This is a genomic window from Streptomyces mashuensis, assembly GCF_014654785.1.
GTDB classification, from domain to species: Bacteria; Actinomycetota; Actinomycetes; order Streptomycetales; family Streptomycetaceae; genus Streptomyces; species Streptomyces mashuensis.
Genome location: NZ_BNBD01000004.1, coordinates 144949 through 167364 on the forward strand (window position 1 = coordinate 144949; position 22416 = coordinate 167364).

At 72.9% G+C, this 22416-nt stretch carries 18 protein-coding genes; 9 read left to right on the forward strand and 9 right to left on the reverse strand.

Features of this window, described 5'->3' with window-relative positions:
* Window positions 1-72: 72 nt before the first annotated feature.
* From IE305_RS12415 to hisC, 5 genes are all read right to left on the reverse strand, one after another.
* On the reverse strand, window positions 73-1710 hold the full coding sequence (locus tag IE305_RS12415; RefSeq protein ID WP_190129598.1) for a GAF domain-containing sensor histidine kinase: 1638 nt from the start codon (window positions 1708-1710) through the stop codon (window positions 73-75).
* 9 nt (window positions 1711-1719) lie between these two features.
* Window positions 1720-5313 carry a thiol reductant ABC exporter subunit CydD gene (cydD, locus tag IE305_RS12420; protein ID WP_190129599.1) on the reverse strand — a complete coding sequence of 1198 codons (3594 nt, stop codon included), beginning with the start codon at window positions 5311-5313 and terminating at the stop codon, window positions 1720-1722.
* An 11-nt stretch (window positions 5314-5324) separates the two neighbouring features.
* A complete protein-coding gene (gene cydB, locus IE305_RS12425) occupies window positions 5325-6326 on the reverse strand; it encodes a cytochrome d ubiquinol oxidase subunit II (RefSeq protein WP_190129600.1) in 1002 nt (333 codons plus the stop codon).
* A 26-nt stretch (window positions 6327-6352) separates the two neighbouring features.
* The gene (locus IE305_RS12430; RefSeq protein WP_190129601.1) at window positions 6353-7954 is read right to left on the reverse strand and encodes a cytochrome ubiquinol oxidase subunit I; all 1602 of its coding nucleotides are present in this window, start codon (window positions 7952-7954) and stop codon (window positions 6353-6355) included.
* A gap of 226 nt (window positions 7955-8180) precedes the next feature.
* Complete coding sequence (gene hisC, locus IE305_RS12435; protein WP_190129602.1) at window positions 8181-9260, reverse strand: histidinol-phosphate transaminase; 1080 nt, start codon at window positions 9258-9260, stop codon at window positions 8181-8183.
* A 372-nt stretch (window positions 9261-9632) separates the two neighbouring features.
* Here hisC and IE305_RS12440 point away from each other — a divergent pair, with 372 nt between their 5' ends.
* The 3 genes from IE305_RS12440 (at window position 9633) to IE305_RS12450 (ending at window position 13315) form a co-directional block, all read left to right on the forward strand.
* Entirely contained in the window at window positions 9633-10769 is a 1137-nt protein-coding gene (locus IE305_RS12440) for a LacI family DNA-binding transcriptional regulator (RefSeq protein WP_190129603.1), read from the forward strand.
* Window positions 10770-11121: 352 nt separating this feature from the next.
* The gene (locus tag IE305_RS12445) at window positions 11122-12249 is read left to right on the forward strand and encodes a metallophosphoesterase (protein WP_373311600.1); all 1128 of its coding nucleotides are present in this window, start codon (window positions 11122-11124) and stop codon (window positions 12247-12249) included.
* A gap of 220 nt (window positions 12250-12469) precedes the next feature.
* Entirely contained in the window at window positions 12470-13315 is an 846-nt protein-coding gene (locus IE305_RS12450; protein WP_190129604.1) for a hypothetical protein, read from the forward strand.
* 52 nt (window positions 13316-13367) lie between these two features.
* Here the strand turns inward: IE305_RS12450 and thiC are convergent, their stop codons facing one another.
* Window positions 13368-15167 carry a phosphomethylpyrimidine synthase ThiC gene (gene thiC, locus IE305_RS12455; RefSeq protein WP_190129605.1) on the reverse strand — a complete coding sequence of 600 codons (1800 nt, stop codon included), beginning with the start codon at window positions 15165-15167 and terminating at the stop codon, window positions 13368-13370.
* Window positions 15168-15361: 194 nt separating this feature from the next.
* Here thiC and IE305_RS12460 point away from each other — a divergent pair, with 194 nt between their 5' ends.
* The 3 genes from IE305_RS12460 to IE305_RS12470 all read left to right on the forward strand — a co-directional run bounded on the left by IE305_RS12460 (window position 15362) and on the right by IE305_RS12470 (window position 18628).
* Complete coding sequence (locus IE305_RS12460) at window positions 15362-16669, forward strand: YibE/F family protein (protein ID WP_190129606.1); 1308 nt, start codon at window positions 15362-15364, stop codon at window positions 16667-16669.
* A 25-nt stretch (window positions 16670-16694) separates the two neighbouring features.
* Complete coding sequence (locus IE305_RS12465; RefSeq protein WP_190129607.1) at window positions 16695-16931, forward strand: NfeD C-terminal domain-containing protein; 237 nt, start codon at window positions 16695-16697, stop codon at window positions 16929-16931.
* A gap of 89 nt (window positions 16932-17020) precedes the next feature.
* Window positions 17021-18628 (forward strand): SPFH domain-containing protein, encoded by a 1608-nt coding sequence (locus IE305_RS12470; RefSeq protein ID WP_190129608.1) that lies wholly within the window; start codon window positions 17021-17023, stop codon window positions 18626-18628.
* 12 nt (window positions 18629-18640) lie between these two features.
* On the opposite strand, the gene IE305_RS12475 is transcribed toward IE305_RS12470, so the two are convergent.
* From IE305_RS12475 to IE305_RS12485, 3 genes are all read right to left on the reverse strand, one after another.
* On the reverse strand, window positions 18641-19087 hold the full coding sequence (locus IE305_RS12475) for an SsgA family sporulation/cell division regulator (protein WP_126915073.1): 447 nt from the start codon (window positions 19085-19087) through the stop codon (window positions 18641-18643).
* Between the two features lie 430 nt (window positions 19088-19517).
* The gene (locus tag IE305_RS12480) at window positions 19518-19739 is read right to left on the reverse strand and encodes a DUF5326 family protein (protein WP_190129871.1); all 222 of its coding nucleotides are present in this window, start codon (window positions 19737-19739) and stop codon (window positions 19518-19520) included.
* A 226-nt stretch (window positions 19740-19965) separates the two neighbouring features.
* A complete protein-coding gene (locus tag IE305_RS12485) occupies window positions 19966-20283 on the reverse strand; it encodes a cupin domain-containing protein (RefSeq protein ID WP_190129609.1) in 318 nt (105 codons plus the stop codon).
* Window positions 20284-20363: 80 nt separating this feature from the next.
* Here IE305_RS12485 and IE305_RS12490 point away from each other — a divergent pair, with 80 nt between their 5' ends.
* From IE305_RS12490 to IE305_RS12500, 3 genes are all read left to right on the forward strand, one after another.
* Window positions 20364-20744 (forward strand): phage holin family protein, encoded by a 381-nt coding sequence (locus IE305_RS12490; RefSeq protein WP_190129610.1) that lies wholly within the window; start codon window positions 20364-20366, stop codon window positions 20742-20744.
* A 225-nt stretch (window positions 20745-20969) separates the two neighbouring features.
* The gene (locus IE305_RS12495) at window positions 20970-21866 is read left to right on the forward strand and encodes a LysR family transcriptional regulator (RefSeq protein WP_190129611.1); all 897 of its coding nucleotides are present in this window, start codon (window positions 20970-20972) and stop codon (window positions 21864-21866) included.
* Between the two features lie 52 nt (window positions 21867-21918).
* Window positions 21919-22413 carry an NUDIX hydrolase gene (locus IE305_RS12500; RefSeq protein WP_190129612.1) on the forward strand — a complete coding sequence of 165 codons (495 nt, stop codon included), beginning with the start codon at window positions 21919-21921 and terminating at the stop codon, window positions 22411-22413.
* Window positions 22414-22416 lie beyond the last annotated feature (3 nt).

Genomic DNA, 22416 nt, shown 5'->3' on the forward strand with positions numbered 1-22416 from the left:
TCGGTGGAACGGATACGGCCGGCCGGGGCGCGGCGTCCCCCGGACGGCTCCCTGCTCACGGCCCCGCCACCGTCAGAGCGGGGCCTCCCACACCACCGTCGTGCCGCCGCCGTCCTCGCCCAGGCCGGGGCCGTAGTGGCTGGAGCCGCCCAGCGACTCCGCGCGCTTGGCCAGGTTGCGCAGGCCGCTGCGGCGGCCGCCCTCGGGGATGCCCACCCCGTCGTCGGCCACCGACAGCCGCACCCCCGGCCGCCCGTCGGGCAGCGTGACCGTCGCGTCGACCAGCACCTCGATACGGGAGGCGCGGGCGTGCCGGAAGGCGTTGGACAGCGCTTCCCGGAGCGCGGCCACGAGGTTCTTGCCGGTGCGCTCGCCCACCTTGGCGTCGACGGGCCCGACGAACGCGGCCGACGGCTGGAAGCCCAGCGGCACCGCGGCCGTGCCCAGCTCGCGCAGCACGCGCGTGCGCAGCCCCGCGGGCGCCCCCGCCGGTTCCTGCTGGAGCGCGAAGATCGCGGTGCGGATCTCCTGGATCGTCACGTCCAGCTCGTCGACCGCCTGCCCCACCCGCTCCCGCGCCTCCGGCGCGACCGCCACCCGCTGGACGCTCTCCAGCAGCAGCCCCGTCGCGAAGAGCCGCTGGATGACCAGGTCGTGCAGGTCGCGGGCGATCCGGTCGCGGTCCTCCAGCACCGCGAGCCGCTCGCGGTCGCGCTGCGCCTCGGCCAGGACCAGCGCCAGGGCGGCCTGCGCGGCGAACTGGGTGGCCAGGGTGCGCTCGGCGGCGGTGTAGCGGCGGGCGCCGCGCCGCCGGGGGATGGCCAGCGTGCCCAGCACCCGGTCGCCGCTCTTGAGCGGCAACAGCATGCTCGGGCCGAAGCGCGGCGCCACCTCGGTGATCATGCGCGGGTCGGTGGCCGAGTCCTCCACGAACACCGGCTCGCCCGCCAGCAGCTGCGCCGCGACCGGCGAGTGCGGCGGCATGACGGTGCCCAGCAGGTTCTCGGGGTCGTCGGCGGCGACGGCCACCATCTCCAGGCCGCCCTCGCCGTCGGGCAGCAGCACGATGCCGGCGTCGGCGTCGGCGAGGCGGCGCGCCTGCTCGGCGACGACCGACAGCGCGTCCTCCGCGTCGCTGCCGGACAGCAGGGCGGTCGTGACGGCCACCGAGCCGTCGATCCAGCGCACACGCCGGGCGCGTTCCTCGTGCACGCGCGCGTTGCCGATGGCGATGCCCGCCTCGGTGGCGAGGACCTTGACCATGTGCAGGTCGGCGAGGCTGAACTCGCCGCCGTCCCGCTTGTCGGTGAGGTAGAGGTGGCCGAAGTTCTCGCCCTCGACGCGAATGGGCACGCCCAGCGCGTGCCGCCCGTCGGGGAACGGCACGGGAGGCCGGCCCGCCGCGGCACCGCTCCCGTACGTGACGTAGTCGGCGAGGCCCTCCTCGCCGGCGTCGTCCACGCCGATGGCCGCGCAGCGGGCGTCGGCGAGCTCGGCGGCGGTCTCGGCGATCCGGTCGAGGGTGGTGCGCAGGTCACGGCCGGTGCCGACGGTGCGCATGGCCTCCAGCAGCCGCGGCACGCGCGAGGTCAGCTCGGTGGACAGGCCCTGGAGACTGCGGGTGGCCTCCGTGGCGGCGTCGAGCGAGTCGAGCGCGTCGGGCGAACCGGGCGCGTCGGGCGAGCCGGAGGACGGAGCGGTCGCTGCCATGCGACGAGCCTAATAAGCGGCATTTGCCGGGGAAAGCCGGGAAGTCCGGGAAAGCGAGGGAGGAGGGGCCGGCGCGCCCGCACCGGCGTGCACACCGGCAGTCGCGCCCGCCGTCCGCGCTGCCTCGGCCCCCTCGCGCTCCAGCATCCGGCGGAACGCGCCGGGCGCCTGCGCCAGAGCGGCGTACGCGCCCCTCTGCACCACGCGCCCCTCGTCGAGGACGACGACCTCGTCGACGGCCTCCAGGCCCGCCAGCCGGTGGGTGATCAGCACGGTCGTCCGGCCCTCGGTCGCCGCCAGCAGGTCGGCCGTCAGGGCGTCCGCCGTGGCCAGGTCCAGGTGCTCGGCCGGCTCGTCCAGGACGAGCACGGGGAAGTCCGCGAGCAGGGCGCGCGCCAGCGCGAGCCGCTGCCGCTGCCCGCCCGACATCCGCGCACCGTGCTCCCCCACCGGCGTGTCCAGGCCCTCGGGCAGGCCGTCCACCCAGTCCAGCAGCCGGGCCGCGGCCAGCGCCCCGCGCAGCTCTGCGTCGTCCGCGCCGGGGCGCGCGAGCCGCAGGTTCTCCCGCAGGGAGCTGTCGAAGACGTAGGCGTCCTGTGCGCACAACCCCACGAGTCTCCGTACGCCGTCCCCGTCCGTCGCCGTGGCGTTCCGCCCGGCCAGCGTGTACGCGCCGGCGGTGACGTCCAGGAAGCGCAGCAGCACCTGGGCGACCGTCGTCTTGCCCGCCCCGGACCGGCCCACCACCGCCACGCGGCGGCCGGGCGTCAGCTCCAGCGCGAAGTCCTCCAGCGCCGGGCGCTCCTGCCCGGCGTACCGGGCCGTCACGCCCGCCAGCCGCAGCGGGAACGGCGACGCGGGCGCCGCGCCGGTCCCGTCCCGTACGGGCTCGGGGGCGTCCAGCACCTCGTACACGCGCTCGGCGGAGCGCCGGACGCGCTGCCGGTACTGCACGGCGAGCGGCAGGCCCGCGACCGCCTCGAACGCCGCGAGGGGCGTCAGGACGACGACGGCGAGCCACACGCCGCCGAGCCGCCCGTCGTGCACCGCGGCCACGCCCGCCCAGGCGGCGGCGGTCACCGTCAGCCCGCAGGCCAGCGCCGTGACGCCGGCGCCCAGGGCGGTCGCGGCGGCCCCGCGGCGCGCGATGCGGGTGAGGCCGGCGTCGGCGCGGCGCAGCTGCTCCAGGCGGCCCGGCAGGGCGCCCGCCACGGTCAGTTCCGCGGTGCCGGAGAGGACGTCGACGACCCGCGTGGAGAGCTCGCCGCGCGCGGGCGCGAGCCGGCGCTCCGCCCGGCGGGCGACCGCCCCGGACAGCACGGCCGCGCCCGGGCCGGCCAGCAGCAGGCCGGCGGCCAGCGCGAGGCCCGCCCCGGGCAGCAGCCAGGTGGTGAGGCCGACGGACGCGGCCCCGACGAGCACGGCGGTGCCGACGGGCAGCAGCCAGCGCAGGAAGTAGTCCTGGAGGGCGTCCACGTCGGACACGAGGCGCGCGAGCAGGTCGCCGCGCCGGGTCTCGCGCAGCCCCGCCGGCGCGAGCCGCTCCAGGCGCCGGTACACGGACACGCGGAGGGCGGCCAGGACGCGCAGCGCCGCGTCGTGCGACACGAGGCGCTCGGCGTACCGGAACACGGACCGGCCGATGCCGAAGGCACGGGTCGCCGTGACGGCCACCATCAGGTAGAGCACGGGCGGTTGTTGCGCGGCACGCGAGATGAGCCACCCGGAGACGGCCATGAGCCCCACGGCGCTGCCGAGCGCCAGCGCGCCGAGCAGCAGGGCGAGCGCGAAGCGCCGCCGCTGCCCCTGGGCGGCGCGCCGGAGCCGGCGCAGGGGAGCGGTGGGGGCGGCTTCAGGGGCGGGGGACGCGGGGGGACGTTCTCCTGCCTTTTCGTCGCCCGGCGACGGGGCGGGACGCTGCGGGGCGAGGCCACGAACCGACGGGGCGGCCGTGTCCCCCGCCGCCGGCCCACCGATCGCCACCACCCGGTCCGCGACCGCGAGCAGCGCCGGGCGGTGGACGACCAGGAGCACCGTCCGCCCCACGGCCAGCCGCCGTACCGCCTCGGTGATCTCCGCCTCCGTCTCGCCGTCGAGCGAGGCCGTCGGTTCGTCGAGCAGCAGAACGGGCCGGTCGGCGAGGAACGCGCGGGCCAGGGCGAGGCGTTGGCGCTGGCCGGCGGACAGGCCGGCGCCGTCCTCGCCGAGGCGGGTGTCAGTGCCCTGCGGCAGCATGGAGACGAACGCGAGCGCACCGGCCGCGTGCAGGGCTTCCCGCACCTCCGCGTCCGTGGCGCCCGGCCGGGCCAGCCGGACGTTGTCGGCGACGGTCCCGGCGAAGAGGTGGGGCCGTTGCGGAACCCAGGCCACCTGGTTCCGCCAGCTGTCGGGGGAGAGCGATGCCAGGTCCGTACCGCCCACGAGCACACGCCCGTCCGCGGGCCGTTCCAGCCCGAGCAGGACGTGCAGCAGCGTGGACTTGCCCGCGCCGCTGGGCCCGGTCAGGGCGACCGTCTCGCCCGGCCGGACCTCGAGCGTCACCGGGCCCAGCGAGGGCGCGGTGCGCCCCGGGTGCCGGACCACCACGTCCTCCAGGCGGAGGGCGGCACCGCGCGCGTCGGGTGCCGGGTGCGTGCCCTGCGGGCCGGCGGGGGCCGTCTCCAGGAGCGCGAAGACCTCGTCGGCGGCGGACAGCCCCTCCGCCGCCGCGTGGTACTGCGCGCCCACCTGGCGCAGCGGCAGGTACGCCTCGGGGGCCAGGACGAGCACCATCAGCCCGGTGTACAGGCCGAGTTCGCCGTGGACGAGCCGCATGCCGATGCCCACGGCCACGAGGGCGACGGACAGCGTGGAGAGCAGCTCCAGTGCGAAGGAGGAGAGGAAGGCCAGGCGCAGCGTGCGCAGGGTCGCCCGCCGGTAGTCGGCGGTGATGGCCCGGATGGACTCGGCCTGCGCCTTCGCGCGGCCGAAGACCTTCAGCGTGGGCAGCCCGGCCACCACGTCGAGGAAGTGCCCGGACAGCCGGGCCAGCAGCGCCCATTGGCGGTCGGTGCGGGACTGCGTGGCCCAGCCGATGAGGACCATGAAGAGGGGGACGAGGGGCAGCGTGAGGACGATGACGAGCGCCGACACCCAGTCGGCGGAGACGATGCGGGCCAGGACGGCCACGGGCACGACCACGGCCAGACCCAGCTGCGGCAGGTAGCGGGCGAAGTAGCCGTCGAGGGCGTCGACGCCGCGCGTGGCCAGCGTGGTCAGCTCGCCGGTGGCGCGCCCGTGGCCGGCCGGGCCGAGCCGTACGGCGTGTTCCAGCAGCCGGGTGCGCAGCTGGGACTTCACGGCGGCGGCGGCGCGGTGCGCGCACAGCTCGGTGAGCCAGGCCACGACGGCCCGGCCGCCGGCCGTGGCCGCCAGCAGGGCCAGCGGGCGGGCCAGGTCGCCCGTGGTCCGGCCGTGCTGGAAGGCCCCGGTGACGACCTCGGCGATCAGCATCGCCTGGGCCACGACCAGCCCGGCCCCCGCCAGGCCGAGCAGCACGGAGGCGGCCAGGAAGACGCGGGTGGCCGAGGCGTACCGGAGCAGGCGGGGGTCGACGGGCTTCACGGCGCCGGCCCTCAGTGCCCGGCGGGGATGTGCCGGGTGCCGATCCGCTTGCGGAACACCCAGTACGTCCACGCCTGGTAGCCGATGACCACGGGCGTCATGACGGCCGCCACCCAGGTGGTGATCTTCAGCGTGTACGGGCTGGAGGCCGCACCGGACACGGTCAGGCTCCACGCGGGGTCGGAGGAGGAGGGCATCACGTCGGGGAAGAGGGCGAGGAAGAGCGTCGCGGAGAGAGCGGCGACGGCCACGCCGGAGAGGGTGAAGGCCCAGCCCTCGCGCCCGGCCCGGTTGAGGACGAGCGCACCGGCGAGGGCGAGGAGGGCCACCACGAGCGCGGCCAGGCTGCGCCCGTTGCCGGACTGCGCCTGCGTCCAGCCCAGGAACGCGCCCGCCACCACGACGGCGGCCAGGCCGAGCCGGCCGGCGTGGACGCGGGCCCGGTGCCGGATGTCGCCGTCGGTCTTCAGCGCGGCGAACACGGCGCCGTGGAAGGTGAACAGCACGAGCATGCCCAGGCCGCCGAGCAGCGCATACGGGCTGACCAGGTCGGCGGGGCCGCCGGTGAAGTCGCCGTCCGCCCCGATCGGCACGCCGCGCACCATGGCGGCGAAGATCGTCCCCCACAGGAAGGCGGACAGCAGCGAGCACCAGAAGATGACGTGTTCCCAGTTGCTCTGCCAGCGCTCGCCGGACCGCTTGTGCCGGTACTCGAAGGCGACGCCGCGCAGGATGAGGCAGACGAGGACGGCCAGCAGCGGCAGGTAGAAGCCGCTGAAGAAGGCGGCGTACCAGTCGGGGAAGGCGGCGAAGGTGGCGCCGGCCGCGGTGATCATCCAGACCTCGTTGGCGTCCCAGACCGGGCCGATCGTGTTGATCAGCACGCGCCGTTCGGTGCGGTCCTTCGCCAGGGTCTTCGTCAGCACGCCGATGCCGAAGTCGAAGCCCTCCAGGAAGAAGTAGCCGGTCCACAGGACGGCGATGAGCAGGAACCAGAAGTCGTGGAGGTGCATGGGTTCTCTCCGTTCCGTCCGCCGCGTCAGTACGCGAAGGTCAGCGGCTTGTCGGCGTCCTCGGCGGCCTCGGCGGAACTGCTTCCGCCGCCCCCGCCGTCCCGGGCCGACGGCAGCCGCAGCTTGGGGTCCTTCGCCGGCGGCTTCTCGTCCGTGTCGGGCCCGGCCTTGGCGTACTTCGTCAGCAGCCGCACCTCGACGACCGCCAGGACGGCGTACAGCAGGGTGAAGACGACGAGGGAGGTGAGGACCTCGCCCTGGCTCACGCCGGGGGAGACCGCGGAGTCGGTGCGCATCAGCCCGTAGACGGCCCACGGCTGCCGGCCCATCTCCGTGAAGATCCAGCCGAAGGAGTTGGCGATGAGCGGGAAGCCCATGGTGAGGATGCCCACGCGCCAGGACCAGGCGGTCAGGGAGGGGCTCAGTTCGCGGGTGCGGGTCAGCATCAGCCTGGGGATCGTGCCCTCGGCGGGGCGGTGCTCGGGTGCGAGCCACAGCTTCCGGCGGGTGGTCCACAGCCCGACGAGGCCGGCGGCGAACGACGTCATGCCGAAGCCGATCATCAGGCGGAAGCCCCAGAAGGTCATGAAGATGCTGGGGATGTAGTCCTCGGCCTTGCCGCCGTACCGGCCGGCCTCCTGCGCGGCGATGTCGTTGATGCCGGGCACCGAGTCGGTGAAGTTGCTGTGCGCGAGGAAGGAGAGGAGGCCGGGGACCTCGATCTCCACGCTGTTGTGGCCCTGGGAGACGTCGCCGACGGCGAAGACGGAGAACGGCGCGGGCGCCTGGGTGTCCCACAGCGCCTCGGCGGCGGCCATCTTCATCGGCTGCTGCTCGAACATCACCTTGCCGAGCGAGTCGCCGCTGATCGCCGTGCCGAGACCTGCGATCACGGCCACGACCAGGCCGACCCGCAGGGAGGCGACCATCGCGGGGATCTGCTTGCGCTGCTTCTCGCCGAGCTCCTCGCCCTTCAGCTGCTTGCGCCGGGCGCGCCACAGGTGCAGCGAGGAGATGCCCACGATGAACGCGGCGCCGGTGAGGAAGGCGGCGGTGAGGGTGTGGAAGACCACGACGAGCGTGGTGTTCTGCGTCAGCACCGCCCAGATGTCGGTGAGCCGCGCCTTGCCGGTGGCCTTGTCGACCGTGTAGCCGACCGGGTGCTGCATCCAGGAGTTGGCGGCGAGGATGAAGTACGAGGACAGGACGGTGCCGACGGCCACGATCCAGATGCAGGCGCAGTGGATCTTCTTCGGCAGCCGGTCCCAGCCGAAGATCCACAGGCCGATGAAGGTGGACTCGAAGAAGAAGGCCAGCAGGGCCTCCATCGCCAGCGGGGCGCCGAAGACGTCACCGACGAAGCGCGAGTAGGCCGACCAGTTCATGCCGAACTGGAACTCCTGGACGAGGCCGGTGACCACGCCCATGGCGATGTTGATCAGGAAGAGCTTCCCCCAGAACTTCGTGGCGTGGAAGTACTTCTCCTTGCCGGTGCGCACCCAGGCCGTCTGGAGGCCGGCGGTGATCGCGGCGAGGCTGATCGTGAGCGGGACGAAGAGGAAGTGGTAGACGGTCGTGATGCCGAACTGCCACCGGGCGAGCGTCTCCGGAGCGAGGGCCAGATTCACCGGGGTCTCTCCTTGCCTCTGCGCCGTACAGGCCCCGCATATGTAGAAGAACAGGGTCATAACGACGCGCTTGTGAACGCGTTCACATTCACAAGCATTCTGGCACACCGGCTTTTCGGACAATCATCCGGGGTACCCCGACCGGCCCTGGCGCGCACAACGCCGAGGGGCCCCCACCGGTCGGTGGGGGCCCCTCGGGCTCACGGCCGTCACTCCGGCGCGGGTCCTACAGCTCCTTGCGGAACTGCTCGGCCGCCCGCAGGAAGAGGTCGTTCGCCTCCGTCTCGCCGATCGTCACCCGGACGCCCTCGCCCGGGAACGGCCGGACCACCACGCCGGCCCGCTCGCAGGCCGCGGCGAAGTCCGCCGTCCGCTCCCCCAGCCGCAGCCAGACGAAGTTGGCCTGCGACTCCGGCACCGTCCAGCCCTGGCCCGCCAGGCCCGACGCCACCCGCGCCCGCTCGGCGACCAGCGCCTCGACCCGTTCGCGCAGCGCGTCCTCGCTGCGCAGCGACGCCACGGCCGCGTCCTGCGCCACCTGGCTCACCCCGAACGGCACGGCCGTCTTGCGCAGCGCCGCGGCCACCGGCTCGTGCGCCACGGCGAAGCCCACGCGCAGCCCCGCCAGGCCGTACGCCTTGGAGAACGTCCGCAGCACGCACACGTTCGGGCGGTCCCGGTAGAGGTCGATGCCGTCCGGCACCTCCGGGTCGCGGATGAACTCCAGGTACGCCTCGTCCAGCACGACGAGGACGTCCGACGGCACCCGGTCGAGGAAGGACTCCAGCTCCGCCCGGCGCACCACGGTGCCGGTGGGGTTGTTGGGGTTGCAGACGAAGATCAGCCGGGTCCGGTCCGTGATCGCGGCGAGCATCGCGTCGAGGTCGTGCACGTCGCCCGGCGTCAGCGGCACCTGCACCGGCGTGGCGCTCGCGACCTGCGTGATGATCGGGTACGCCTCGAACGACCGCCACGCGTACACGACCTCGTCACCGGGGCCGGCCGTGGCCTGCACCAGCTGCTGGGCGACGCCGACCGAGCCGGTGCCGGTCGCCAGGTGCGTCAGCGGCACCCCGAACCGCTCGGACAGCTCGGCCATCAGGCCGGTGCACGCCATGTCGGGGTAGCGGTTGAACGAGGCCGCCGCGGCCAGCGCCGTGTCCAGCACGCCGGGCAGCGGGGGGTAGGGGTTCTCGTTGGAGGACAGCTTGTAGGCCACCGGGCCGCCCGCTGCCGCCGGCTTGCCCGGCTTGTACGTGGGCACACCGTCCAGCGCGGCGCGCAGCTTCGGGGTCTTCTCGGTCACCGCGGTCCTCCTCGGGTCCCCGGGCCGCCGGCTCCTCGGCTGTCCGGCCCGGATACTGCACACCTGAATACTGCACACCTTATGAGGATTCCCCCGGGCGGCGTCCAGAGCCGGGGGAGCGCTCTGCTGATCGCGCGCGCCGTGGCGGGCCCCCTGGCGCGCGTCACCCGTGAAGGTGAGTTGAGACCTCACCGAGACCTGACCACTTCCTTGGGCGTGGATATGCCAGAGGCCGACAGCCCCCCACCCGGCCGCCCAACTACCTGCATTTCCATGGTCATTCAGGGGAAACGCCACAGCAGAAACGTGCCTGTCAACAGTCAAATGAGGCCCCCTCCCTGCGGACCACCCGAGCCCTACTATCGGCCTGCCATGACAGCAGCAGGGAAGCACCAGGTGAGCCGGGGTGAGACAGCCCGCCGGTCCACCCGGCAGGGGCGCGCGGGCATCCGGGACGTGGCCGCCGCAGCCGGGGTCTCGATCACGACCGTCTCCGACGCGCTCAACGGCAAGGGCCGGCTACCGGACGCGACCCGACGCCATGTCCGCGAGGTGGCGGACCGGCTGGGCTACCGGCCCTCCGCCGCGGCCCGCACCCTCCGCACGGGCAAATCGGGCCTCATCGGCCTGACCGTGACCACGTACGGGGATGAACCTTTCACCTTCACCGAGTTCGCCTACTTCGCCGAGATGGCCAGGGCCGCGACGTCGGCGGCCCTCGCCCGCGGCTACGCCCTGGTGATCCTCCCGGCCACCTCGCGGCACGACGTGTGGTCCAACGTGGCGCTCGACGGCACCGTCGTCGTCGACCCCTCCGACCACGACCCGGTCGTCTCCGACCTGGTCCGCCAGGGCATCCCCGTGGTGTCCGACGGCCGCCCGGCCGGCTCGCTGCCCGTCACGGCCTGGGTCGACAACGACCACGAGGCCGCCGTGCTCGGCATCCTCGACCACCTGGCCGCCGCCGGGGCGCGCCGGATCGGCCTGCTCACCGGCACCACCACCGACACGTACACGCGCCTGTCCACCACCGCCTACCTGCGCTGGTGCGAGCGCGTCGGCCAGGACCCGGTCTACGAGGAGTACCCGGCGCACGACCCCTGCGCCGGCGCCGTGGCCGCCGACCGGCTGCTGGCCCGGCCCGACCGGCCCGACGCGGTGTACGGGCTGTTCGACCCGAACGGCACGGACCTGCTCGCCGCAGCCCGCCGCTACGGGCTGCGCGTCCCGGAGGACCTGCTGCTGGTCTGCTGCAGCGAGTCCACGGTGTACGCCACCACCGAGCCGCCGATCACCACGCTGTCGCTCAAGCCGCGCCGGATCGGCACCGCCGTCGTCCAGCTGCTGATCGACGCCATCGAGGGGCTGGACACCGGCCGGCCGGTGGAGCAGGTGATACCGACGGAGCTGATCGTGCGGACCTCCTCCGAACGCCGCCCGCCGCGCACCACCGTCAGCGCGCCGCGCGGCCCGGCCCCACCCCGGCCCGGCGGCCCCGCACCCGGCTGACGCCGGCGTCCACCACCGCACCCGCACCCGGCCGACCCCGGGTGACCCGCACGACCCGGCCCGTACCGCCCGACCCGCGTCAACCACGAGTGGACCGGGGTCCGGCACACGGGCGCCCTGGCGCCTCCGGCGCGCGGAAGCGAGCACAGCCCGTCTGACCGGCGCGAACGGCTCAGGTAACGGTTCATTTGGGGAGAAATGACCGGTGAACCCGGTCTCCCGCTCCGATTCACAGCCCCTGGTGCGTCACAAGGCGCGACGGTCATTCCTATGATGGGCGCACGACACCACGGACCGCCGTCGACCAGGCAAGGTCCACAGGGTGCACGGCGGCGCGATGGTGGAGGGGTCGATGACTCAGGGGGCCGGGCAGGGACCTGCGGCACGGACCACGGCGGCGATGCCGCACTTCCCCGGATACGCCGCGCATCCTTCCGTACCCGGCTACGGCCATCCCGCGCACCCCGCCGCCCCTCCGGTGCCGCCCGTGCCTCCGGAGTACCCGGACTACGCCGACGGGTACACCCCGACCGCGCGCGACCTGCCCGTCATCGGCCAGGGCGCGCCGCAGGACGTCCCCACCGTCGAGCTGACCCCGCTGTCCCCGCCGCAGCAGCAGCCGCAGCCCCAGTCGCAGCACCTGCCGGCCGGCGGTCCGGGCCCGCTGTACGTCGTCGGCGACGTCCACGGCTATCTGGACGAGCTCTACGAGGCGCTCGGCGAGCAGGGCCTCATCGACGCGCAGGGCCACTGGGCCGCGGGCAACGCCCGGCTGTGGTTCCTCGGCGACTTCACCGACCGCGGCCCGGACGGCGTCGGCGTGATCGACCTCGTCATGCGGCTGTCCGCGGAGGCCGCGGCGGCCGGTGGCTACTGCAAGGCCCTCATGGGCAACCACGAGCTGCTGCTGATCGGCGCCAAGCGGTTCGCCGACACGCCGGTCAACTCCGGCGCCGGCACGGCCTCCTTCCAGGCGGCCTGGCTGCTCAACGGCGGCCAGCGCTCCGACATGGAGCGTCTGGAGGACCACCACCTCCAGTGGATGTCGCGACTCGACGCCATCGCGGAGGAGGACGGGCACCTGCTGGTGCACTCCGACACCACGGCGTACCTGGAGTTCGGCGACTCCATCGAGGACGTCAACGACGCGATCACCGAGGCGATCCAGCGCAACGACCCGGACGAGGTCTGGGACCTGTTCCGCAAGTTCACCAAGCGCTTCGCCTTCCGCGACGAGGAGACCGGCCCGCTGGCCGCGCGCGAGCTGCTGGCCACCTACGGCGGCAGCCGCCTCGTCCACGGGCACAGCCCCATCCCGTACCTCCTCGGCGAGGTCGGTACCGAGGATGCGGACGGTGAGGACTCCGCGCCCGCCGTGGAGGGCCCCCACCTGTACGCCGACGGGCTGGCCCTGGCCATGGACGGCGGGGTGACGATGGCCGGAAAACTGCTGGTCGTACAACTTCCGCTGGGCGGCTGAGGATTCGTCCGGGCACGCGCCGGGCATGTCTGGAGTTCCACCGGCGCGGGCCAATTCTCACAACACGCTGTCACCACGCGCCGGTGCGGCTCTACCATCGGCTTATCCGTAGCAGGCTCCGGCAGCTGTCCCGCGCAGTTCTGCCCAAGAGTTTCCTCCGTTTCCGCCCACTGCCCGCTCCACCCCGGCACCAGGCCCTACGGAGCATCGGGGGACGCACATGAACAGCGATCGGCATCTGCCGGCCGAGGACCGCCAGGAATTCGAGCGGGTGCTCGACCAGGCGCTGCGTGCCGCGAAACACGACCCGGAACTCGCCGCTGCCATAGGGAAACAGCTCTCCGCCGAACAGCTGCGCGCCATGGCCCTGAGTGCCATGGCCGCCATCACCGCCTGTGCCTCGGCGGAATACCGCGACTATGCGAAAGCGCGTGACAAGCTGCGTGCCCGCCCCGCCGCCGCCCGGCCCCGTCCGGACGGCGGCGGTGTCGTTTCCGGGGCCGGCCCGGAGGACGACGGGGCGGGCGCGGCGGCCGTCCTGGCGGTGCTGGCACCGACGCTCTCCGGCATCGCCGCGATGATCTTCCTGCTGATCGGCTACGTCACCCGGACGGTCGGGGTGAACGAGTCCGTGGCCGGCCCGATGATCAGCATCGGCTGGTGGTTCGGGGCGCTCACCGTCGCGGGGGCGCTGGTGGCCATGGCGGGCATGCTGGTCACCGCCCTGCGCAACGGCCGGGGGGCGCCCGCGGACGAGCCCGTCCCGGACCCGCTGGCCGAGGAGGCGGAGCGGGCCCGCGAGGCGTGGCGGCAGGCGCTCCTGGACCGCGGCGTACGGCCGTTCCTCCGCGAGGCGCTCACCGGCACCCCGTCCACGCCCCGCACCCCTCGCGCCCTCGGCCGGGCGCAGAGCCCGTCCCGTACGCCCCGCCCGGGCCACGCACGCCCGGGGTTCAGCCGCCCCGAGTGGACGAGCCCGGATTTCACCGGCCCGGACCGCGGCCCCGACCGCGGCCCGGAATTCGGCAACGCGGGCCGCAGCGCCTCGGAACACCGCCCCGAATAACCCCGGGCGGCCGAGGCCCCACGGCCCGCGTCATGTCACCCGCGGGTGCCGCCTACTCCGCGGCCGGCTCCGCGGCCTTCTCGACGACGGGCAGATAGACCCGGTTGCCCGCGGCCGCGAACTCCCTGGCCTTCTGGGCCATTCCGGCCTCCACTTCCGCGGCGTCCACGTCGTCCGCGGCCAGTGCTCCGCCGTGTTCCCGGCGAATGTCCTGCGAGATCTTCATCGAACAGAACTTCGGGCCGCACATCGAGCAGAAGTGCGCGGTCTTCGCGGGTTCCGCCGGCAGCGTCTCGTCGTGGAAGGCGCGGGCCGTGTCCGGGTCGAGGGCCAGGTTGAACTGGTCCTCCCAGCGGAACTCGAACCGGGCGTCGGAGAGCGCGTCGTCCCATTCCTGCGCGCCCGGGTGGCCCTTGGCCAGATCCGCCGCATGGGCGGCGATCTTGTAGGTGATGACGCCGGTCTTGACGTCGTCGCGGTCCGGCAGGCCCAGGTGCTCCTTCGGCGTGACGTAGCAGAGCATGGCCGTGCCCCACCAGGCGATCATCGCCGCGCCGATGCCCGAGGTGATGTGGTCGTACGCGGGCGCGATGTCCGTGGTCAGCGGGCCGAGGGTGTAGAACGGCGCCTCCTCGCAGATCTCCTGCTGGAGGTCGATGTTCTCCTTGATCTTGTGCATCGGGACGTGACCCGGGCCCTCGATCATCGTCTGCACGTCGTGCCGCTTGGCGATGCGGTTGAGCTCGCCCAGCGTCCGCAACTCCGCGAACTGCGCCTCGTCGTTCGCGTCCGCGATCGAACCGGGCCGCAGGCCGTCGCCGAGGGAGTACGTCACGTCGTACGCGGCGAGGATCTCGCAGAGCTCCTCGAAGTTCTCGTAGAGGAACGACTCCTTGTGGTGCGCCAGGCACCACGCGGCCATGATCGAGCCGCCGCGCGAGACGATGCCGGTCTTGCGGCGCGCGGTCAGGGGCACGTACGCCAGGCGCACGCCCGCGTGGACGGTCATGTAGTCCACGCCCTGCTCGGCCTGCTCGATGACCGTGTCCTTGTAGATCTCCCAGGTCAGCTCCTCGGCCTTGCCGTCCACCTTCTCCAGCGCCTGGTAGAGCGGCACGGTGCCGATCGGCACGGGCGAGTTGCGCAGCACCCACTCGCGGGTGGTGTGGATGTTGCGGCCGGTGGAGAGGTCCATGACCGTGTCCGCGCCCCAGCGCGTCGCCCAGGTCATCTTCTCCACCTCCTCCTCGATGGAGGAGGTCACCGCGGAGTTGCCGATGTTGGCGTTGACCTTGACCAGGAACTTCTTGCCGATGATCATCGGCTCGATTTCGGGGTGGTTGACGTTGGCCGGGAGGACGGCGCGGCCCGCCGCGATCTCCTCGCGGACCGTCTCGGGGGAGACGTTCTCGCGCAGCGCGACGTACTCCATCTCCGCCGTGATCTCGCCGCGGCGCGCGTACGCCAGCTGCGTGACCGCGCCGCCGCGCGCCCGCCGCGGCTGGCGCGGCCGGCCCGGGAACACCGCGTCCAGGTTCCGCAGGCCGCCGCGCGGCGAGGTGTGCCTGATGCCGTCGTCCTCCGGGCGCACCGGGCGCCCGGCGTACTCCTCGGTGTCGCCGCGCGCGATGATCCAGTTCTCCCGGAGCGGCGTCAGGCCGCGGCGGACGTCCGTCTCGACCGCCGGATCGGTGTACGGGCCGGAGGTGTCGTACAGCTGTACGTCCCGGCCGTTGGTGAGGTGCACCCGGCGGACCGGGACCCGGAGGTCCGGTCGCGAGCCGGTCACGTAGTCCTTGTGCCAGCCGATCTCGCGACCGGTTGCGGACGTGCGTGCATCCTGCGAGGTCATATGACCGTAACTCCCTACGCCGGCATTACCCGGTAACAGGTTCGGCGGTCGGCGCAGCAGCTTCCGCACTCATGTCCCGTGCGAAGGTCAGCGCCCTCTCAGCCCGGTGCTCCGAGCTCCCGCGATTGCAAAGGTGGCACCACGCTAGCGCCTACCCCGTCGGGGCGGCCAGGGGGGCTTGCGATGATGCGCGGGTGACCCGCTCGAACCACTCCCCCCACGCCCATGGGCACTCCCACGCGCACTCCCATGGCCCCGCCGCGCCGGTTTCGGCACGTTTGCGCAATGTCATCGCGGCGGTGCTCATCCCCTTCGCCACCGCCGTGGTGACCTGCCTGATCGTCCTCTGGCCCGGCGGCACGCCGCCGCACCAGCACACCGGCATCGGCCTCGACCAGAAGACCGAGTCGGGGCGCGTGACGGCGGTGGAGGAGATGGACTGCGCCCGGGCCGGCGCCCAGCCGAGCCGGCAGCAGCCCGGCGGCCCGCCGGTCGTCAAGGGGCCGTGCGAGAAGGCCACCGTCGAGGTCACCTCCGGCCCCGACAAGGGCAGCACCTTCGCGGAGATCGTGCAGCCCGACGCCACCCGCCGATACCAGACCGGCCAGGAAGTGCTGCTCGCGTACGCGCCGAAGGCTCCGGAGAACCTGCGCTACTCCGTCCTCGACGTCGACCGGACGATGCCGATGGCGATACTCGCCGGCATCTTCGCGCTGGCGGTCGTGGTGGTGGGCCGGCTGCGCGGGGTGTTCGCCCTGATCGCCCTCGTCATCAGCTTCGGCATCCTGACGATGTTCATCCTTCCGGCGATCCTGCAGGGGTCCGACCCGCTCCTGGTCGCGGTCGTCGGCGGCAGCGCCATCATGCTGCTCGCGCTCTACCTCTGCCACGGCCTCAACGCCCGGACCTCCGTGGCGGTGCTGGGCACGCTGACCTCGCTGCTCCTCATCGGCCTGCTGGGGTCGCTGTTCACCGAGTGGGCGCACCTCACGGGCAACACCGACGACCAGACGTCACTGGTGCACAGCCTCTACCCGGAGATCAAGATCCAGGGCCTGCTGCTGGCCGGCATCATCATCGGCTCGCTGGGCGTGCTGGACGACGTGACGGTCACCCAGACCTCCGCCGTGTGGGAGCTGAAGGAGGCCGATCCCACGGCGAATTGGCGGAAACTGTACGGCGCCGCGATGCGCATCGGGCGGGACCATATCGCTTCGGTGGTCAACACCCTGGTGCTGGCGTACGCGGGTGCCGCGCTGCCGTTGCTGCTGCTGTTCCGGATCGCGGACAGCGGGGTGGGCGCGGTCGCGACGAGCGAGATCGTCGCGGAGGAGATCGTCCGCACGCTCGTCGGCAGCATCGGCCTGGTCGCCTCGGTGCCGGTGACGACGGTGCTGGCCGCGCTGGTGGTCAGCGCGGACCGCAGCCCCGGCGGCGGGGTGCGGGGCCGCGCCGGGGGGCGGGGCAGGGCCCGCGGCGGCAGGCGCCGCCGCGCGAAGTGACACGCGAAGTGACACGCGCAGTGACATGCGCAGGGACGGCCGCGGGGGACGGGGGGCGTCGGTGGTCGGTGCACTCGGCAGGGTGACGGGGACGGTCGGGCCGGGTCTGGTCGGCGAGGTCATGGTCCGGGTGCGGGGCGGCGCCGAGGCGTTCCTGGCCCATCCGGCGGAGCCGGGCGAACGCATCGAGCGGGGCACGGTGGTGGTCGTCGTCGACTATCAGCCACCTCGAACGGTGTATGTCACTTCCGCTTACGGCTAGGGGCGCGCGGAAGCGCGCAGGCGTACGCGTAGGTGCGGGCCGGTGGCGGAGTGCTTCCGGCCGGTGCTCGACGAAGGGGGACGTGGCGCATGGTCATCGGCATCGTGGCGGGGGCGGTCGTCGTCGCCGTGGGCGTCGTGGTGGGACTGTTCAAGCTGATGTGGCGGGTCGCCGAGCCGAACGAGGCGTTGGTGATCTCCGGTTCGAAGCACCGGACGGAGGGCCTGGAGGAGGGCATGGGCTTCCGCATCGTCACCGGGCGCGGGACGTTCGTCCTGCCCGGGGTGCAGGCGGTGCGGAAGCTGTCCCTGGACCTGAACGAGGCGAACCTGCATGTGGATTGCCTGACGAACCAGGGCATACCGCTCAAGGTGCACGGCGTGGTGATCTTCAAGGTGGGGGACGACCTGGTCTCCATCGCCAATGCCGCCCGGCGCTTCCTCGACCAGCAGAAGCAGATGCCCGAACGGGTGCACAACGTCTTCGCCGGTCATCTCCGCTCGATCGTCGGCGGGTTGACCGTGGAGGAGATGATCCGCGACCGGGAGCGGCTGACGGCCGAGACCCGGGCGGCCTCGGGCACGGAGATGGAGAAGCTGGGCCTGATCATCGACTCGTTGCAGATCCACGAGATCCAGGACCCGACGGGCTACATCAAGAACCTCTCCGCCCCGCACGCGGCGGCGGTGCAGCGGGACGCACGCATCGCGGCCGCGGAGGCGGGCCGGCGGGCCACGGAGGCGGAGCAGCAGGCGGCGGCCCGGATGGCCGAGGCGACGCGGGACAGCGAGATCCTCCAGGCCGGCTACCAGGCGGAGCGGGACAGCGCGGCCGCCAAGGCCCGGCAGGCCGGCCCGCTGGCGGAGGCGGCGGCCCGGCAGGAGGTCGTGGTGCAGGAGACGAAGGTGGCCGAGCTGGCGGCGCGGCAGCGGGAGCAGCAGCTCCAGGCGGACGTGCGCAAGCCGGCGGACGCGGCGGCGTACGAGAAGCGCACGCTGGCCGAGGCCGAGCGGGACGCCCGGATCTCGGCCGCCGAGGCCAGGGCCCGGGAGACCGAGCTGGCGGCGGCGGCCGAGGCGACCCGGGTGAAGGCCGCCGCGGCCGCCGAGGCGGAGGCCACCCGGGCCCGCGGCGACGCGGCGGCGGCCGCCACCCGGGCCACTGGTGAGGCCGAGGCCGCGGCCGCGCAGGCCAAGGGGCTGGCGGGGGCCGAGGCGGCCCGCGCCCAGGGTCTGGCGCAGGCCGCGGCCATCAAGGCACGGGCGGAGGCGCTGGCCGAGAACCAGGAGGCGGTCGTCGCACAGCAGCTGGCGGAACGCTGGCCGGAGATCGTGGAGGCGGCGGGTCTGGCGCTGGGCAACGTGGACCAGGTGGTGCTGCTGAACGGCGCGGAGGGGTTGTCGGACCTCTTCGCGAAGGCCGTGGCGATGGGGGGTACGGGTCTGGGTCTGGCCCGGCGGCTGCTGACGGTGATGAACGAGACGAACGAGCTGAACACGGTGAACGCGGTGAACGGTGCGCCGGGCGCGGACGGGGGTCCGGGCACGGGCGGCACCGGCCGGTCCGGCGGGGGCCCGGCCGTGGGCGGGGCCGCGGCGGGCGGTGCTCCTACGGGTGGGGCTCCGTCCTCCGGGCGGCGCACGGCGGCGGTGGCACCGCGCAGCGAGCGGGTGCCGGTCGAGGCCGAGGAGGGCTGAGGCGGGGCCGGGTCAACCGGCGTTCTGCCCCTCGGGGTTGCCGGCGAGGATGCTGTCGAGGGCGGCGGCGAGCTCGTAGTCGAAGTCGGCGACCGTGTGCTCCTCGCCCAGCGGGGCGACGCGGTCGGTGCGGTCGAGGAACGCCACGAGGGGCGCCGCCCCCGCCCGGAACAGCGCCCCCTCGCCTCCCACTTGCAGCCGGATGAACACGTCCGACAGGTGCTGCGAGGAGGCGGGGGCGATGTGCACATCGCCCTCGCCGGAGGGCTGGCTCAGCCCGTCCAGCAGCAGCTCCCGGGCGAAGGCCCAGGTCACCGGGGCGTCGCCGGGGAGGTGGAAGGTGAACTTCACCGCGTAGGGATCGCTGCTGTCGTAGCCCAGCTCCACCGGGATCCGGAAGGACAGCTCCTCGGAGACGAGGAAGGTCATGACCACTTCTGCCTGAACTGTGTCGCGCATCGCCCAATGCCCCGTCTTCGTCGGTTTGGCAGGGATTGAAGCCTGATGGCCCCAATGACGCCATAGTCTGACAAGAACGCCCAGTGGATCACAAGGAGTGATTTTCCAGTTACTCATGGAGACCGAGGGTGAGCATACGAGCTCTCCGACTCTGGAGCGTAGCGACTCGACTACTCCGCGGAGTCGTAACGTGGGATTTGATGGCACGGACCGGCCGAGAACTGGCCAAAGTGGGCCGAGCTCCCACGGATTACCGCTCGATGTCGTGCGCCTTGTGCCGACGTTGACGGCGGGAAGTTGACGGGGGAGATAACTCCGGGCCTTCCGCTTCGTTGAGTTGACCGAGCGGACACCGGACGGTGGCGTGGGCGACGCCGCCTGCCGGTGGGACGTTCCCGGGCGCTTTCGCGCGCCCGGGGCCGGCCGTCCCCTACCAGTCGCCCCTCGACGACGAGGACGACGACGTGAATTTCCTGACGACGAAGACCAGCCCGGCGACGAGAGCCACCAGCAGCAGCGCCTTGAAGAGCAGCGAGATGACAAAGCCCAGCAGGCTCATGATCAGGCTGCCGAAGACGACCAGCACCAGAACGGGCAGCGCGATCCACTTCACCCACCACGGAAGCCCCGCGAGAAATCCCTTCTCCGCCATCTCGACCCCTGCTCTCGCATCGGGCGCGGATTCCCGCGCCGCCGTCATGTCACGGTCCCGGTGACACGACGGCACCCTTCACGAATGCCCTGCCGTGGCCCACGGGCCGCCCGGGACCCGAATGTCCCGGTGTGCTTTCGATGCTAGGTCGCGGAGGGGCCCCGGCGAGGCTCCCGCGCCCCTTGCCGGACCCTGAACCTCCCCCTACGGGATGCGGGGAAACGACTCAGCTCTCGGGTGGAGAAAAGACCACCAGAACCCTGAGATCCTCACTGATGTGATGGAAGCGGTGCGGCACCCGCGCCGGTACGTAGACCACGCTGCCGCGCCCCACCTCCGTCGTCTCGGCGCCCACCGTGACCGAGGCCCGGCCGCTGATCACGACGTAGATCTCGTCCTGCTCGTGCGGGCCCTGCGGGTCGACGGCGCCGGCGTTCAGCGCGTACAGCCCCGCCGACATGTTCCGCTCCCGCAGGAACTGAAGATAGGCGCCGTCGTTGGCGACGCGCTCGGCCTCCAGTTCGTCAAGCCGGAATGCCTTCATCTCTCGCCCGTCCTCCACCGTGCCGGTCGCTCCGCGGCGGACGATCTTCATCGCCCGCGCCGGTCTGCAACGATCTCACCATGAAGAACTTCGTAGTCAAGACGATCGCCAACGCGGCGGCCCTGGCAGTGGCCATCTGGCTGCTCAAGGGGATCACCCTGTCCGGCGAGAACACCGCCCGCAAGGTGGTCACGCTCTTCCTCGTGGCCCTCGTCTTCGGCGCGGTCAACTTCATCGTCAAGCCCGTGGTGAAGCTGCTGTCCCTGCCGCTCTTCATCCTCACGCTCGGGCTCATCACCCTCGTGATCAACGCGGCGATGCTGCTGCTCACGTCCTGGCTGGCGGACCGGCTGGGCCTGGCCTTCCACGTCGAGGGCTTCTGGGCGGCACTCGTCGGCGGCGTGATCGTCTCCGTCGTGGCCTGGGCGATGCACATGATCCTGCCCGACGACCAGGACTGACCGGGCCGGAACCGGCAGCCGCACCGGCCCCACCGCGCAGGACGGCTCGAGCCTCCCCCCTCATGGCTCGAGCCGTCGCGGTTCCACGCGGGAAGAACCGCCCGATCCAGGCTAGTTGACTCTGCGTCAGTGTCCAATCACACCGGCGACACCGCCCTATCGACTTATTTATAGTTCCCCTACGGCCGGTGGCGCACCGACTCCGGGCAGCTGGGGGGAGACGGCATGGACCTGGCCCTGCTCCGCACCTTCGTCACCGTGCACCGGGCCGGCTCCTTCACCCGGGCCGCCGCGCTCCTCGGCCTCTCCCAGCCCGCGGTCACCGGCCAGATCCGCACCCTCGAACGGCAGCTGGGACGCCCCCTCTTCCTCCGCCGCGCCCGCGGCGTCCTCCCCACCACCCTCGGCGACGAGCTCGCGCACAAGATCGCACCGCACCTCGACGCCCTCCTGGAGATCACCGAGGCCGGCCTCGACCCCGGGCACCCCCGGCGCACCCTGCACCTGGCCGGGCCACCGGAGTTCACCGCCCTGCGCGCCCTCCCCGCGCTCACCCCGCTCGTCGCCCGCGGCCTGACCGTCCGCGCCACCCACGGCATGGCCGACGACCTCTTCGAGGGACTCGCCGCCGGCCACCACGACCTGGCCATCACCACCGCCCGGCCCCGCGGCCGGCTCCTCACCGCCACCCCGCTGTGCGACGAGGAACACGTCCTGGTCGCCGCCCCGCGCTGGGCCGCCCGCCTCGGCGGCCCCGCCGTCCTGCGCGACCAGGGCGTCCACGCCCTGGAACAGCTCCCCGTCGTCGAGGTGCACGAGAGCCTGCCGTTCGTCTCCCGCTACTGGGCCGCCGTCTTCGACTCCAAGCCCGTCGCCCCCGGCACCGTCGTCGTCCCCGACCTCCGGGCCGTCCTGGCCAGCATCACCGCCGGCGCCGGCATCGGCGTCCTGCCCCGCTACCTGTGCGGCGACGCCCTGGACCGCGGAGAGGTGGTGGCCCTGCTCGACCCGCCCGTGCCCCCGCTGCGCACCTACTTCCTGCTCGTCCGCACCGGCTCCCTCGCCCAGCCGCACCTCGCCCGCGCCCACGAGTGGCTGCTGCGCGCCGCGATGTCCTGGTGACGGACCCCCACCGACGGGTTTCAGCCGCTCCCCGTTGCGGCAGATGTCCCGTATGACCGAACGGCCCGTGGTCAAACGCACCGCCCGCGCCATCCTGCTCGACGGCGACCCCGCCACCGGCGGGCTCGACATGATCCTCATCAAACGCACCAAGCCCGGCCAGGCCCCCTACTGGATCACCCCGGGCGGCGGCGTCGAACCCGGCGACACCACGGTCGTCGCAGCCCTCCACCGCGAGGTCGACGAGGAGCTCGGCGCCAAGATCACCGACGTCGTCCCCGCCTTCGTCGACACCGTCCCCCACCCCCACGGCCACGACCACGGCGTGAAGGTGCAGCACTTCTTCGTCTGCCGCCTCGCCTCCATGGACCTCGCCCGCCGCCACGGCCCCGAGATCGACGACCCGCAGGGCACCTACGACGTCGTGAGCATCCCCTTCACCCGCGCCGGCCTCGACTCCGTCGAGGTCGTCCCCCCGACGCTGCGCGCCTACCTCCGCGCCAACATCGAGGGGGTACGGGCGCTGCTGGCCCACGACTTGGGATGACCC

Coding starts and splice junctions, on each gene's coding strand:
- IE305_RS12440 (WP_190129603.1), top strand. CDS start 9,633: ATGACAGCAGCAGGGAAGCACCAGGTGAGCCGGGGTGAGACAGCCCGC.
- IE305_RS12495 (WP_190129611.1), top strand. CDS start 20,970: ATGGACCTGGCCCTGCTCCGCACCTTCGTCACCGTGCACCGGGCCGGC.
- thiC (WP_190129605.1), bottom strand. CDS start 15,167: ATGACCTCGCAGGATGCACGCACGTCCGCAACCGGTCGCGAGATCGGC.
- IE305_RS12490 (WP_190129610.1), top strand. CDS start 20,364: ATGAAGAACTTCGTAGTCAAGACGATCGCCAACGCGGCGGCCCTGGCA.
- IE305_RS12475 (WP_126915073.1), bottom strand. CDS start 19,087: ATGCGCGACACAGTTCAGGCAGAAGTGGTCATGACCTTCCTCGTCTCC.
- cydB (WP_190129600.1), bottom strand. CDS start 6,326: ATGCACCTCCACGACTTCTGGTTCCTGCTCATCGCCGTCCTGTGGACC.
- IE305_RS12485 (WP_190129609.1), bottom strand. CDS start 20,283: ATGAAGGCATTCCGGCTTGACGAACTGGAGGCCGAGCGCGTCGCCAAC.
- IE305_RS12480 (WP_190129871.1), bottom strand. CDS start 19,739: ATGGCGGAGAAGGGATTTCTCGCGGGGCTTCCGTGGTGGGTGAAGTGG.
- IE305_RS12465 (WP_190129607.1), top strand. CDS start 16,695: ATGCGCAGGGACGGCCGCGGGGGACGGGGGGCGTCGGTGGTCGGTGCA.
- IE305_RS12500 (WP_190129612.1), top strand. CDS start 21,919: ATGACCGAACGGCCCGTGGTCAAACGCACCGCCCGCGCCATCCTGCTC.
- IE305_RS12445 (WP_373311600.1), top strand. CDS start 11,122: ATGACTCAGGGGGCCGGGCAGGGACCTGCGGCACGGACCACGGCGGCG.
- IE305_RS12470 (WP_190129608.1), top strand. CDS start 17,021: ATGGTCATCGGCATCGTGGCGGGGGCGGTCGTCGTCGCCGTGGGCGTC.
- IE305_RS12450 (WP_190129604.1), top strand. CDS start 12,470: ATGAACAGCGATCGGCATCTGCCGGCCGAGGACCGCCAGGAATTCGAG.
- IE305_RS12415 (WP_190129598.1), bottom strand. CDS start 1,710: ATGGCAGCGACCGCTCCGTCCTCCGGCTCGCCCGACGCGCCCGGTTCG.